The sequence below is a fragment of the Velazquezella soli genome (assembly GCF_977018685.1).
In genome coordinates this window covers 509,758-523,608 of record NZ_CDRNXF010000005.1, presented here as the reverse complement: position 1 = coordinate 523,608, position 13,851 = coordinate 509,758, and the positions used below count along the sequence as shown (strand labels likewise).

General features: G+C 63.1%; 14 protein-coding genes. 7 read left to right on the top strand and 7 right to left on the bottom strand.

The genetic code is table 11. The annotated features are described in order from the left end of the window. Positions 1-20: 20 nt before the first annotated feature. From AC0JZ8_RS22850 to AC0JZ8_RS22830, 5 genes are all read left to right on the top strand, one after another. Positions 21-1,586, top strand: a complete 1,566-nt coding sequence (locus AC0JZ8_RS22850) for a GMC family oxidoreductase (protein ID WP_471893655.1) — start codon at positions 21-23, stop codon at positions 1,584-1,586. A 67-nt stretch (positions 1,587-1,653) separates the two neighbouring features. Then, entirely contained in the window at positions 1,654-2,397 is a 744-nt protein-coding gene (locus AC0JZ8_RS22845; RefSeq protein ID WP_471893654.1) for an SDR family oxidoreductase, read from the top strand. Further along, entirely contained in the window at positions 2,394-2,840 is a 447-nt protein-coding gene (locus tag AC0JZ8_RS22840) for an SRPBCC family protein (RefSeq protein WP_471893653.1), read from the top strand. Before AC0JZ8_RS22845 ends, AC0JZ8_RS22840 begins: the two co-directional genes overlap by 4 nt. 85 nt (positions 2,841-2,925) lie before the next feature. After that, on the top strand, positions 2,926-3,846 hold the full coding sequence (locus AC0JZ8_RS22835) for a LysR substrate-binding domain-containing protein (protein ID WP_471893652.1): 921 nt from the start codon (positions 2,926-2,928) through the stop codon (positions 3,844-3,846). Positions 3,847-3,882: 36 nt separating this feature from the next. Next, complete coding sequence (locus AC0JZ8_RS22830; RefSeq protein WP_113111348.1) at positions 3,883-4,458, top strand: NADPH-dependent FMN reductase; 576 nt, start codon at positions 3,883-3,885, stop codon at positions 4,456-4,458. Positions 4,459-4,602: 144 nt separating this feature from the next. On the opposite strand, the gene AC0JZ8_RS22825 is transcribed toward AC0JZ8_RS22830, so the two are convergent. From AC0JZ8_RS22825 to AC0JZ8_RS22815, 3 genes are all read right to left on the bottom strand, one after another. Continuing rightward, positions 4,603-5,610, bottom strand: a complete 1,008-nt coding sequence (locus AC0JZ8_RS22825; protein ID WP_092663498.1) for an Atu2307/SP_0267 family LLM class monooxygenase — start codon at positions 5,608-5,610, stop codon at positions 4,603-4,605. A 135-nt stretch (positions 5,611-5,745) separates the two neighbouring features. Continuing rightward, positions 5,746-7,329, bottom strand: a complete 1,584-nt coding sequence (locus AC0JZ8_RS22820) for a Na+/H+ antiporter (protein ID WP_471893651.1) — start codon at positions 7,327-7,329, stop codon at positions 5,746-5,748. Positions 7,330-7,695: 366 nt separating this feature from the next. Continuing rightward, positions 7,696-8,469: an SDR family oxidoreductase gene (locus AC0JZ8_RS22815; RefSeq protein WP_200943518.1), complete on the bottom strand. Its 774-nt coding sequence runs from the start codon at positions 8,467-8,469 to the stop codon at positions 7,696-7,698. Between the two features lie 108 nt (positions 8,470-8,577). On the opposite strand from AC0JZ8_RS22815, the gene AC0JZ8_RS22810 reads away from it, so the two are divergent. Then, the gene (locus tag AC0JZ8_RS22810; protein ID WP_062460056.1) at positions 8,578-9,453 is read left to right on the top strand and encodes a helix-turn-helix domain-containing protein; all 876 of its coding nucleotides are present in this window, start codon (positions 8,578-8,580) and stop codon (positions 9,451-9,453) included. 114 nt (positions 9,454-9,567) lie between these two features. Further along, entirely contained in the window at positions 9,568-9,879 is a 312-nt protein-coding gene (locus AC0JZ8_RS22805) for an SDR family oxidoreductase (RefSeq protein WP_244508853.1), read from the top strand. Here the strand turns inward: AC0JZ8_RS22805 and AC0JZ8_RS22800 are convergent. Genes AC0JZ8_RS22800 through AC0JZ8_RS22785 form a run of 4 tightly spaced genes read right to left on the bottom strand, consistent with a single transcriptional unit; the run spans position 9,827 to position 13,836 of the window. Further along, complete coding sequence (locus AC0JZ8_RS22800) at positions 9,827-10,678, bottom strand: ABC transporter permease (RefSeq protein WP_325265080.1); 852 nt, start codon at positions 10,676-10,678, stop codon at positions 9,827-9,829. The genes AC0JZ8_RS22805 and AC0JZ8_RS22800 overlap by 53 nt on opposite strands. A gap of 44 nt (positions 10,679-10,722) precedes the next feature. Beyond that, positions 10,723-11,664 carry an ABC transporter permease gene (locus AC0JZ8_RS22795; RefSeq protein ID WP_062459249.1) on the bottom strand — a complete coding sequence of 314 codons (942 nt, stop codon included), beginning with the start codon at positions 11,662-11,664 and terminating at the stop codon, positions 10,723-10,725. Between the two features lie 4 nt (positions 11,665-11,668). Next, a complete protein-coding gene (locus AC0JZ8_RS22790; RefSeq protein ID WP_062459251.1) occupies positions 11,669-12,799 on the bottom strand; it encodes an ABC transporter ATP-binding protein in 1,131 nt (376 codons plus the stop codon). After that, positions 12,796-13,836, bottom strand: a complete 1,041-nt coding sequence (locus tag AC0JZ8_RS22785; RefSeq protein WP_082476361.1) for an ABC transporter ATP-binding protein — start codon at positions 13,834-13,836, stop codon at positions 12,796-12,798. The genes AC0JZ8_RS22790 and AC0JZ8_RS22785 overlap by 4 nt, the downstream gene beginning before the upstream one ends. Between the last annotated feature and the right edge of the window lie 15 nt (positions 13,837-13,851).

Below are 13,851 nucleotides of genomic sequence, written 5' to 3'. Positions count from 1 at the left end.
CAATGACGAGGAGACGTTTCATGGCTGGAAGCGGCAAAGCAACGGGCGCTGTCCTGATCGGCCTGGCGCACGCCCATGCCGAAGCGCCACCGGTCGACGTGATCATCGTCGGAGGTGGGTCCGCCGGAGCGGTGCTTGCGACGCGCCTCAGCGCCGATCCTCATCGCACCATACTGTTGCTGGAAGCGGGGCCTGATTTCGCGCCGAGCGCCTATCCGCAGAGCCTGACCGATGCCGGCACTGTGGGGACTCCGGATTTCGATTGGCACTATCACAGCGACGACACGACAAAGCTCGGCCATGACATTCCATTGCCGCGGGGCAGGGTCGTCGGTGGCAGTTCCGCCGTCAATGGTACGGTCGCCATGCGGGCACGGCCGTCCGACTTCGCACGCTGGGCGGCGCGCGGGATCGAAGGTTGGTCCTGGAACGATGTGTCGGCCGCTTACAAGGCTTTGGAAAACACCCCGACCGGCGACGATACCCTGCATGGTCGATCCGGCCCCTTTCCGGTCCGGCAGCGAACCCTCGAGGAACTGACCGCGTCCTCTCGCGGCTTCGTTCACGCCGCGTGGGCCTTGGGTCTGGCTGACGTTTCGGATTTTAACAGCGCGGCTGCGGACGGGGCAGGGGCCTATCCGCTCAACGTCGTCGACGAGAGGAGGATGAATACCGGCATCGTCTATCTCACCGAGGAGGTTCGCGCCCGCCCGAACCTCACCATCCGCGGCGAGACAGAAGTGGATCACGTTGTCTTCAGCGGCAATCGGGCCACCGGCGTCCGGCTGGTGACGGGAGAGGTTTTGACCGGCGGCGAGATCATCCTGTCGGGCGGGGCGTTCGGAAGCCCGGCCATGCTGCTGCGCTCCGGCATCGGGCCTGCCGGCGATCTCCGCGCGCTGGAGATCCCTGTCCTGGCGGACCTGCCGGTCGGCTCCCGTCTCCAGGACCATCCGTTCTTTTACAACGTCTACGCACTGAAGGCCTCCGACAGGGCCATGAGCCCCGCAGCCGGTGCGCTTGTCTGGACGGGCTCATCGGCAGCGACCGGCGGCGATCTCGACCTCCAGATATCCGCGACCCACTTCATCGACCCGAAGGCGAGCCCGACGGGTGGCGCGATCGTTCTCGCGGCTGCGGTGACGCTGCCAAAGTCGGTCGGCAGCTTCCGCCTGGCCTCGCGAGACCCGCGCGTTGCGCCGCGCATCCACTACAATTTCTTCGACGACCCGAGCGATCTCGACAGGATGGTGGAGGCGGTCAAGCTGTCCCGCCAAATCGGCGGAACCGCTCCTTTCGTGGGCATGGTTGATCACGAGATGGCCCCGGGAGACGGCGTGCACAGCGACGCGGACCTGCGCGCCAACATCACCGCCAACATTGCGGCCTACCAGCATCCGACCTCAACGGTTCCAATGGGGGCCGACACCGACGAGACAGCCGTTGTCGATGCCTTCGGACGCGTGCGCGGCACCGAGAACCTCCGCGTCGTCGACGCCTCCATCCTGCCAGACATCCCTTCGGTTCCGACCAACGTCACCACCATCATGGTCGCCGAGCGAATCGCCGCACGCATCCTCGCCTAGCCGATCGGACCGAACGGTCAAGCCGACGGTCTCGCCCATCATCGCCCACGTACGAAGGAGCATTCTCATGACATCTCTCAAAGACAAGGTGGCGCTGATCACCGGAGCATCGCGCGGCATCGGCCGGGCGATCGGCGAACGGCTCGGCCGCGAGGGCGCAACGGTCGCGATCAATTATCGCAGCCGTCCGGAGGAAGCGGCGGAAGCGGTGCGGGCCGTCGAGGAGGCCGGCGGCGTGGCGCGTCCCTTTCAGGCCGATGTAGCCAATATGGCGGACATCCGGCGGCTGTTTGACGAGGTCGATACGGCCTTCGGCGGCCTCGATATCGTCGTTGCCAATGCCGGGCTGCCGTTCATCGGCGTGCCGGTCGTCGACGTCCGGGAAGTGGATTTTGACCGAATTTTTGGTCTCAATGCCAAGGGCTCGTTCTTCGTGCTCCAGGAAGCGGCCAAGCGGGTGCGGGACGGCGGAAGGATCATCGACATCTCGACCTCGACCACCGCGTTCACGGCACAGGGCATGGGCCTGCACGCGGCCTCGAAGGCCGGATCGAAGCTGATCGTCGAGGTTCTGGCGATAGAGCTGGGTCACCGCGGGATTACCGTCAACTCGGTCATGCCCGGCGCAACCAACACCGAGTTCATCAAGGATGCGCCGCAGGAAGAGCGTGACCGGATTGCGGCCGGGTCGCCACTCGGACGCCTTGGCGAACCCGACGAGATCGCCGATGTCGTCGCCTTCCTGGCTTCCGACCAGGCACGCTGGCTGACGGGGCAGCATGTTCTGGCCAACGGTGGAGCACGGGTATGAGCAAGAGCTACGTCGCCGTCTATACCGCGACCCTTGCCGCAAGGCCGGAACGGATCTGGTCCGTCGTTCGCGATTTCGCAGCGGTCGCCTCGTGGAACCCGATTGCCCGTGAAAGCCGTCTGCTCGCCGACGGAGAACGGGAGCTGGTCACGACCGACGGGACGACCGTCCGCGAGCTGCTGATATCCAGTGATGACGGGGCGCGTCATCTCTCCTACCAGATGGTGACGTTTCCCATCCCGGTCAGCGCCCAGACGAACCAGATCCTGGTTCGTCCCGGCGAGAGCGCCGATGAAGCCAGCATCCGGTTCGAGGCGTCGTTCGTCCCGGTGGATGGGATCGATTCGGAGGTGGTGATGGGGATCAACCTCTCGGCGTTTGCGGCGGCATCTAGAGGACTGGCCGATCATCTCGGGGTTGCGCTTGTCAGGGCGTCTCTCTAATGCTGGTCGTGGTCTCCTTGGAATTGGCCCATCAAAAAACGGCCTTTGGCGGTCTTTGCGCCGATCTCGTAAAGGGACTGAACCCGTGCTCGACCTCAATGATTTCCGTACCTTCGTCCAGGTCGTCGACAGCGGCGGCCTGACAGCTGCAAGCCGCAGCACGGGCGTTGCGAAGTCGACACTCAGCCATCGGCTGCAGCAGCTTGAAGCCGCCCTCGGCGTCCGGCTGATCAATCGAACGTCACGGGTGCAGACGCTGACCGAAGCGGGCACTCTCTTCTATCGCCACGCGCTTGTCATGCTTCGAAACGCCGACATCGCGGAGAACGCGGTGCGCCAGAGGCTGGAGGAGCCGACGGGGGTCATCAAGTTCACGACGGCGATCGCGACCTCGGTCTATGTCCTGCGGCAGATCATACCGCAGTTCGCGATCGACCACCCGAAAATCCAGCTCGTCCAGCACACGGGCGACGAGCAGACGGACATCGTCGGCGGCGCTTTCGATCTCGCGATCCGGGCTCACGAGGGGCAGATGACCGATTCGGCCCTGGTGCAGCGGACGCTCTCTCCGGCGCCCTGGTTCATTTTCGCAGCGCCGCGCTATATCGAGCGTCGTGGCGAACCGAAGACACCGGACGAGCTTTCAGAACATGACCTTCTGGCGATGCACCGTCCCGGGCAGGCAACGGTGTGGAAGCTCAGCCATCCCGTGATCGGCGACCGGGTGCTTTCCGTCCAGCCACGCATGGCGGGCAACGACCTGATCATGCTGAAACAGGCTGCGGCAGACGGCATCGGGATCGCGGCGCTTCCCGGTTACATCTGCCGGGAAGACGTGGCTGAGGGCAGATTGCAAAGGGTCATGCCGGAATGGCTGGCCGGCAAGGCGGAGATCACCGCCGTCCTGCCGTTCCGGGATTACGTGCTGCCATCGGTGCGCGCTTTTCTCGACTATCTCATTATCGAGCTGCCGAAAGTGGTCAATCCGGATTCCGACCTCGTCTGACCCGGCTTTTCGTCAGCATTCTCATTTGGAGCCTTCATGTCCCAACCTAAGCCGCTGCACTTCGTGACCCTTCTCGGAAGCCTGCGTCATAAATCCTACAATGCTGCAATCGCTCGCTCCCTGCCGTCTCTCGCCCGCGAGGGCGTGACCATCACGGCACTCGGCTCGGTCGGCACGTTCCCGCTCTACGACGAGGATGTGCAGGCGGCAGGCTTCCCTGCGGAGGTGACGGCGATGGGTGAGGCGATCCGTCTTGCCGATGGCGTGATCATCGTCACGCCCGAGTACAACTACTCGGTTCCCGGTGGCATCAAGAACGCCCTGGACTGGCTTTCGCGCCTGCCGAACCAGCCGTTTGCCGGCAAGCCGGTGGCCATCCAAACGGCGTCAGCCGGCATGCTCGGCGGCGCTAGGGCCCAGTATCATCTCCGACAGATCCTCGTTTATCTGGATGCCGCCGTTCTCAACAAGCCGGAGGTCATGATCGGGCATGTGGCGGCCAAGGTGCACAGCGAAACGCTGGAACTGACCGACGCCGACACGCGTCACTTCCTGGAAAAACAGGTTTCGGCCTTCGCGCACTTTGCGCAAAGGTACCGAGTCTCAGGCTGAACGCCGCCTGCAAAGCGTGCGGATAACCGACGGACCAGGCGCCTTTTGGCTCAGTAGGTCGGAACCCGCATTTTCATCGCCGTTCCTCCGGCGGATACGGAAAGGCCGCCTCGGCAACCGTCGCTTTGAGAAACGACCTTTTGCTCAGGCCGAGAGGCGTGGCTTCACCTCGCGGCCGAGCATTTCGATCGACCGCAGCATCGCCGGCTGGTCGCTTGCCGCGGAGCTCATCTGGAACGTCAGCCGGTCGATGCCGCCGAGGTCTTCGGACGTCTGCCGGATCTTTGCCGCCACCGTATCGGGATCACCGACGAGGAACGCGCCGCCGGGCCGAACCAGGTTGTCGAACTGCGCGCGCGTCGACGGTGCCCAGCCACGCTCGAGGCCGATCTTGGTGAACATCGCCTGCCAGCCGGGGAAGAAGCGATCCTCCGCCTCGCGGTCCGTCTCGGCCACGAAGCCGAGCGCATGAATGCCGACGCGCAGTGCTTCGGGCGCGTGCCCGGCGCGTGCTCCGGCCTCCCGGTAGAGATTGACCAGCGATCGAAACCGCCGGAATTCCCCGCCAATGATCGCCACCATCAGCGGAAGACCGAGGATTCCGGCACGGGCGAAGGATTGCGGCGTGCCGCCAACCCCGAGCCATATGGGCATCTTCGGCTGGGCAGGACGTGGGTAGACACCCTGGCCGTCGAGTGGCGCCCGAAACCGGCCGGACCATGTCACATTGGTCTCGTCGCGCAGGGCAAGCAGCAGTTCCAGCTTTTCCTCCGACAGGGCATCGTAGTCGTTGAGGTCGAGACCGAACAGCGGATAGGCCTCGATCGAGGATCCCCGACCGACGACGATTTCAGCCCGTCCCCGCGAGATGAGGTCCAGCGTCGCGAACTCCTGGAAGACGCGGACGGGATCTGCGGCGCCAAGCACCGTTACCGCGCTGGTCAGCCGGATCGACTTCGTCCGCGCGGCGGCGGCGGCAAGGATGACGGCCGGTGCGCTGTCGAGATAGTCGCCGCGGTGGTGCTCCCCAATGCCGAATACGTCTAGGCCGGACGTATCGGCCATCTCGATCTCGTCGAGCAGGAAACCCATGCGATCCATGGCGCTGACACCCTTGACGGTTGCCGCAAAACTGTCAATTCCGATTTCCAAAACCATAGTTCCTTCATTTGCAGTCGATCGCCGGTGATGCGCTCGTTTTAAGTCATGGGCTCCGGCATCAGAAGGGACACGAGCAGGACGCTAAGTCCAGCACGTTGGACAGAGGTAAACGCCGCAAGCGCCATGTCAGAGGGATTTCGCGGCTGTCGCCGATAGCTCTTCCAGATCGAGGTCCCGCTCCAGGTCATGCAGCGTTTCGTCACTGATCTGGTGGGCGCGATGAAGGCGCACGAGTTCGGCCCGGCCGGCCCTTACCGCCTCGAGGACGAGGTCGTAGTGGGCCGTGATCTCGTCTACGAAAGTGTCTTCATCGTCCGCGTTCTGGAATGCCTGGTCGGCGCGCCGCTGGAAGCCCTCGAGCAATCGCGGGTGGGCAAGCGTTCCGTCGTCGGTATAGGCCTGCGACCGGACGGCGACGAGCTGGGCTGCTGCGACCGCCGCTTCCGCCTGTGCAAGGCTCAATGCCGGGCGCACGCCCCGATCAGACAGGTTCGCCGCGCGGATAACCAGCCCAAGCGTCGTCCCCTGGAGAAGAACAGTGACGAGAATGGCGGCGAAAGCTGCGACCAGCATGAGGTCGCGACCTGGCATTGTTTCGGGGACGGTCAGGGCAACAGCGAGGGTGACCACGCCACGCATGCCCGCCCAACTCATCACCGTCGCGGCCCTCGGGCCGAGCGGGTCGTCGATGGAAAATCCGATCCGGTTGAGCAGCGCAAGAACGGCGTCACAGCCAAAGATCCAGACGAAACGCGCCAGCGTCATCGCGACGATCACGCCCACGACCGGAACCGCCATGGTGGCAAGGACAGTCTCGAATCCCCCGACGCGCTCCAGCACGCCGCGCAGCGAAAGACCGATGAGGATGAAGATCATGGCCTCCATCAGGAACACCATGACGTGCCAGAAGGCGCTGGCGCGGATGCGAACGCTCGCGGTAAAGACGACGTGCTGGTACCAGCCGAAAACCAGGCCCGCGGTGACTGTGGAGATGACGCCCGAGACGTGGACCGCTTCGCCAGCCAGATAGGCGGCCCAGCCGAGGATCAGGGAGGCGAGGATCATCAGGGTCTCGTCGCCCAGCCGCCGGAGGAGGAAGGTCCAGGCCCCACCCACGACGGCGCCGACCACGACGCCGCCAATCGCCAGGAAGCCGAACTCGAGGCTCGCATCCACGGCATCAAAACTTCCCGTCAAGGCTGCCGCGACAGCGAAGCGGAAAAGCACCAAGCCGCTGGCGTCGTTCAGGAGGCTTTCACCCTCGAGAAGCGTTGTCAGCCTGCGGGGAAGCTTCACGCGCTGCAGAACCGCCCGTGCCGAGACGGCATCCGGTGGCGAAACAATGGCGCCAAGGGCGAAACAGGCGGCCCAGGGCAGCGCCGGGACCAGCCAGTGAACAACAAGTCCCACCACCAGGGTGGTGAAGACGACCGCGCCGATGGCCAGCGACAGAATGCCGGCGCTGTGGCGGCGGAAGGCGGCAAGCGCGGTATAATAGGCCCCGTCCATCAGGAGCGGCGGCAGGAAAAGCACGAGAACCAGCTCGGGATCCAGCTCGATCACCGGCAGTCCGGGAAGGAAGGCCAGGGCCCCGCCGCCGACGAGAAGGGCGACAGACGGCGGAAGCTTGGCGCGTTCGGCAAACCAGTGCAGGGCGAGGATCGCGAGAAGCAGGGTGAAAACCAGTTCGAACGTTTCGGCCGGATGCATCTCTCTCTCCCCAAGGTGCCAATCTCTCTGATGGCGGCATACCTCCAGAGTATAGGGCCAGTCGCCCAAAATTTACGGTATGTAACAGATCAATGGATGTGCATTGCTGCTCCTGCACCCGTAGGTATTCGAACAGCTGCTTAAGGCAGTTACTCTGAGCATTTGCGACATAGCAAGAACGGCCGCCTGATCCCAACGCTGCTGATGAACCGACCATGTGATTCGTCGCGGGCATGCAGACCAAAAGATAGGATGGGTCGCGATAGCGGGCCACACCTGATCAAGTTCGCGGTGCCTCAGGCGGGTTGGATGCCGGCTGACGTCCTGATCGATGGGCCGTCAGCCTTGTTGTGTGCAGTCGAGGGATCAGCGGGCGATGAAGCCGCCGTTGATGAAGAGGGTCTGCGCGGTGACCCAACTGCCGCCTGGGCTGACCAGGAACTCGATCAGCGGCGTGATCTCGTCGATTTCGCCCAGCCGGTTCTGCGGGCTCATGCCGGAGAGGAAGGCCTTCGATTCCGCGCTTTCCACCGGGTAGAAGAAGGAGGTGTTGAGCGGGCCGGGTGCTACGGTGTTGACGGTGATGCCCCGGTGGCCGATCTCTTTGGCAAGCGCGCGCGTGAAGTGTTCGAGCGGCGCCTTGGAGCCCGCATAGATCGCGTATAGCCCGGTCGTTGCCGCCTGCAGCGTCGTGCCGATGTTGATGATACGGCCGTTGTCGGCGATCCTTTTTGCGGCTTCCTGCATGCAGAAGAACGCCGCCTTGCTGTTGATTGCGAAGCTCTGGTCGAAGTCGGCCTCGGTGATCTCGACAAATGGCTTCTTGACCACCTTGCCGACCGTGTTCACCACGATGTCGAGCTGGCCGAACGTCTTGTCGACCGCGTCGAACAATCTTGCGACATCGGCGACCTGGGTCAGGTCGGCGCTGAACAGAAGGGGCTCGGCACCGTGATGCTTGATCTCGGCGGCAGTTTCTTCCGCTTCGCCGCGGGAGGCCTCGCCGTGATAGTGGACGGCCACGCCGCGGCAGCCGTTGCGCGCCAGCATGACGGCATAGGCCCGACCCTGGTTGCGCGTTGCACCCATCACCACTGCAACCTGGCCGTCGTTATTTTTGATCATGTCGCTGGTCGTCATTGTCTTTCTCCTTGTTGATGATCAAGGAATAGGCGACATGGAGGGGGTGCGGCTTTCAGGATACGCGCATCGTTGTTAGTAAATCCGCACGCTGGACGGGAAACAGCCATGTCAGATGCCATTCCGCCCGAAGCACCGCATGTCGCCACTGCCGACACGCCGGTGCCGAACTGGGGTCGGCTCGTCCGGTCCGATTTCGGGACGGCGGCGTGGAACCGGCGGAACGCAGGCGAGATCAGCCAGTCGATCCCCCATCATCTCGTGCTCTTGTCGTTCAAGCCCTTCAGCAACCGCGAGTCACGCCTTGGCGGGACGCGGATCCGCACCGCCTCGGCTGCGAGCGGATGCTGTGAAATCGTTCCGGCAGGCGCAGACTACTGGGCGCGCTGGCATGAGCCCAAGGAAGTGGCGGCATTCTCGCTGTCGCAGCCATGGCTTGACGGTCTCGCCCAGTCCGACCTCGACCTGCCGGCCGCAACCGTCGTCGCGGATGCCTTGCCGGTCGTCGACCGGCGTGTCGGGTTGATCGGTGGCATGCTGCGCGACGAACTGCGTTCAGGCACGCATGGCACGATGGCCGGCCTCGAGCTCGACTCGCTTCTCAACCTGCTTGGCATCCACCTCATCCGGCAATACGGCGTAGCCCGGCCCCAGAAGGATCTGGGTGGGCTGTCTGATCGGCAGTTCCGACAGGTGCGCGATCACATGCAGGCGCATCTCACACTGGGTGTCAGGCTCGAGGACCTGGCCTCGCTGGTCGGGCTTTCGTCGAGCCAGCTGCTTCGCTCGTTCAGGCGTCGAACGGGAACGAGCCCGCACCAGTACTTCACCCGACTTCGCCTCGACGAGGCCCGTGCACTGATCGTCAACGGACCGCTGCCCCTGGCAGAGATCGCACTTACCTGCGGCTTCTCCAGCCAAAGCCACCTGACGGCCATCATGCGCCGGGAAGACGGCCTCACCCCCGGCGCGCTGCGGGTGTGATGATGTCCGGATCATTGAGGTTTCCGACGGTCTCATGCTTTGCAATTCAGCCGGTGAACGGCCGAAGTTCGCGGCGCAGGTTCTAACGATCTCGGGCAAGCCAGCGGGACGATCGTGTTGATCGGCTCCAGCGCGGGCGACATCGGGACCAAAGGATATGGCGTTTACGGAGCCACAACGACTGATGTGCGCTCCTTCACCCGCACCTGGGCCAACGGGTTTGCTCCGAAAGGCATCCGTGTCAACGTCGTAAGCTGTGGCCCAAACGATACGGCCTTGATGGCCGCAGCCCCGCAAGAGGTCCGGGATGAGCTTCTCCGGTATGATCCCGCTAGGGCGCATGGGCCGGCCAGACGACGCTGCCCATGCCGTCCTACCGGGAGCGTGGATCAAGCGCGTCGCGCAGACCGTCGCCGAGCAGGTTGAACGACAGTACGGTCATGAAGATTGCCATGCCCGGCCATAGCGCCATCCAGGGAGCGTTGCTCATAAACCGTTGGGCGGAATTCAGCATGGAGCCCCAGGATGGTGCCGGCGGCTGCAAGCCGAGGCCGAGGAAGGACATGCTGGCTTCGGCGATAATCGCGGATGCGATCGTCAGGGTCGCCTGTACCATCAACTGGGGAAGAATATTCGGCAGGATATGGCGAACCGCGATCCGCCAACGTGGATTGCCCACGGCACTTGCCGCTTCGATATACTCTTCGGCCCGGATCGAAAGAACCTGACCCCGGGTCAGTCGGATAAAGAGCGGCATGGCGGTGATGCCGATTGCGAGCATCGCATTCGTCAGGCTTGGACCGAGAAAAGCGGCCAGCGCGATTGCAAGGATCAGGAACGGACAGGCGAGCATGGCATCCGTAAACCGGCTGATAAAGCCATCGACCACGCCGCCGAGAAAACCTGCCGCAAGCCCAAGGGGCACGCCGATTGCCATCGCGATCCCGACCGATGTAAGGCCTGCCAGCAACGAAGCACGGGTGCCCCAGATGATGCGGGAAAGAATGTCGCGGCCAGCCTCGTCCGTGCCGAACAGATGCGCCATTGACGGTGCCTTGCGAACCGCCGTCCAGCTCTGGGATGCCGGATCGTAGGGTGCAAGCAGGGGGGCAAGAATGGCGACGGCCACCACGAACAGCACCACGAAAAGGCCGACGAGCGCACTCTTGCGCTTCGACAGGCGTCGCCACAGGCGACCATGGAAAAAGTTCGTGACGGGGCTGATCTTGGGGGAGACAGCAGGTTTGGTCGTTGCGATCGTTGGCACGGTCAGCCTCTCAGTCTCGGGTTAACAAGGATATACCCGATGTCGGCCAGCAGGTTGAGGGTGATGTAGAACAGTGAGGTGACAAGCACCACGCCTTGGACCACAGGATAATCGCGCGTGAAGACCGCATCGACGATCAGCTTCCCGAAGCCGGGGATCGTAAAGATCTGTTCCGTCAGCACGGCGCCGGATAGCAGGGCGCCGAACTCCAGCGCACCGAGCGTGATGATAGGTGTCAGCGCGTTACGCATTGCGTGCTTAAATACGACGACCCACTCGCTTAGACCTTTGGCCCGGGCGGTGCGGACATAGTCGCTTTCCAGCGCCTGCAGCATGGCGCCGCGGGTATGGCGCATGATGACGCCGGCGATCCCGGTGCCCAGAACGAAGGCGGGCATGATCGTCGTCATAAGGTTCATCTTCAGGTCTTCCCACGGGCTGACGAAGCCGGAGGCGGGAAGCCAGCCAAGGTACACCGAGAAGAACATGATCAGCATGATGCCAAGCCAGAAATTCGGCAGCGAGATGCCGGCCAGCGAGACGACATTGGTGGCGTAATCGACCGGAGTGTTCTGGCGCAGCGCCGAAATTACACCTCCGGTAATGCCAAACACCAAAGCAAGGACAATTCCCATCACGGCGAGCTGCAGTGTCACGGGCAGCTTCAAAAGGATAAGTTCGAGAACCGGGCGATTGTGACGCATGGATTGCCCAAGGTCGCCGGTCAGGACGCCCTTCACCCAGTAGAGATATTGCACGAGCAAGGGCTGATCGAGATGATACTGGGCGCGGATTGCGGCTAGCGTCGCTTCGTCCGGACTTTCACCCGCAAGCACAAGCGCCGGGTCACCAGGAAGCAGATGCTGGAGCGAGAAGATGATCAGCGACAGCAAGACGATGGTCGGAATGAGCTGCAGCAGACGACGTGCAAGAAGCGAGGTCAAGGAATTAGCCTCCGGTCACGGTTGAGGAGGGCGTGGGCGTCATCCGGGCTGCCGCCATCGCTTCGAAGGCCGCAAACAGCTTTTCCAGCTTCGGATCGCGAGGTTCGCGGGTGATCTCGGCCGTATCGAGTTCGGGTAGCTCTCGCCAGAACGCACAGGCATTCGCATGGCCGCTTGCCTCAACATCGAGCGCCATGCTGACCGCCGTGCATTCGGGTCGCGCGTGGGGACATCGCGTATGCAGCCTGCAACCTTGCGGAGGCGACATCGGGCTTGGCAGATCGCCATGCAGGCGCGCTTCCTTCGAACGCTGCTGGCTGGGCGGGGCGGCGACCGGAATGGCAGACAGCAACGCCCGGGTATAGGGATGGCGCGGGGTCGCGAAGATTTCGTCCGACGTCCCGATCTCGACGATCTTGCCGAGATACATGACCGCAACGCGGTCGGCGATGTGTTTCACGACGCTCAGATCGTGCGAAATGAAGATGAACGCCAGACCCAATCGGTTCTGCAGGCTCTTCAGAAGGTTCAGGACCTGCGCCTGGATCGACACGTCGAGGGCAGACACGGCCTCGTCGCAGATGATTGCCTTCGGTTCGGAGGCAAGCGCACGCGCAATCACCACGCGCTGACGCTGGCCGCCGGAGAATTCATGCGGATATCGGCTGGCCTGCTCTGGACGAAGGCCGACCATTTCGAGCAGTTCCGCAACGCGTCGAGCGCGCTCGTTTGGCGGCACGATATCGTGCAGCATCAGCGGTTCGCCGATTGTCTGGGCAATCGTCATGCGCGGATTGAGCGAAGCGTAAGGGTCCTGGAAGATCAACTGCACATGCCGGCGCTGACGGCGCATCGCCGCATGGCTGATGTTGGTGATATCCTGACCATCGATCAGGACCTGACCGTCGGTCGGCTGGATGAGGCGCATCAACAACCGGCCGAGCGTCGACTTCCCGCAACCGGATTCGCCGACGATTGCCAGCGTCTCGCCGGGCATCAGGGACAACGACACGTCGTCGACAGCGCCGACGGACGCCAAGGGCCGGCCGAAGACGCTGCGTTTGACGACGAAATTCTTGCCAAGGTGACGCGCCTCGATGATCGGCGTCTTGGCTTTCAAGAGGGCTTCACTCATGGGACGAGGTCCTGCAATGGCGCACGCCAGCAGCGGCTGAGGTGACCTGGGGATATTTCCATCAGGGTGGGCATCTCGGCGCATTTGTCGATGCTGAACGGACATCGCGCCCGAAACCGGCAGCCGGACGGTGGGTTGGCCATGTCCGGGACCGTGCCGGTGATGGCGACAAGCTGTTCTCGCTTCTCGTCCAGGCGCGGCAACGAACCGAGAAGACCAACGGTGTAAGGATGCTGGGGAAAGGTGAAGAGGTCTTCGACCGAGCATTGCTCGACAACCTGACCCGCGTACATGACGATCACGTCATCGCAGGATTCCGCGACAACGCCAAGATCATGAGTTATGAGAACGATGGCAGTTCCGGTCTTCTGCCGCAGTTCCCCCATCAGTTCGAGGACCTGGGCCTGGATCGTCACGTCCAGGGCCGTCGTCGGCTCGTCGGCGATCAACAGTTCCGGCTCGCAGGCAAGCGCCATGGCAATCATCACGCGCTGGCGCATGCCACCGGAGAGATTGTGCGGATACTGGCGGTAACGCGTTTCCGGTGATGGGATACGCACCAGCTTCAGCATGGCGATGCCGCGCTCTGTCGCCTCTTTCTTCGAAATCTGTCGGTGACGCAGGATGACTTCGTTGATTTGCTCGCCGACCGTATAGGACGGATTGAGAGAGGTCATAGGCTCCTGGAAGATCATTCCCATCCGGTTGCCGCGCAGGCTGCGCATACCGCTCGTCGTTTCCTCGAGCAACTCGCGACCGGCGAAATTGATGCTGCCGGACACGCGTGCTGTGTGTTCGGGGAGGAGGCGCATGACGGCCAGGGAGGTCACGCTCTTGCCGCTGCCGGACTCGCCCACGATCGCGAGCGTGCGCCCTTTTCGAACGTCAAAACTCACGCCGTCGACGGCAGTGACGGTACGCGTGTCGTCTTCAAAGACGACACGCAGATCATCGACCCGCAGCACCAAGGCCGCGTGGTCGTCAGCCCGATCCGATCGGGCTGACTTGTCTTGGATGAGATCAGATGAGGTGCTCATTACAGCCTTAAGCCA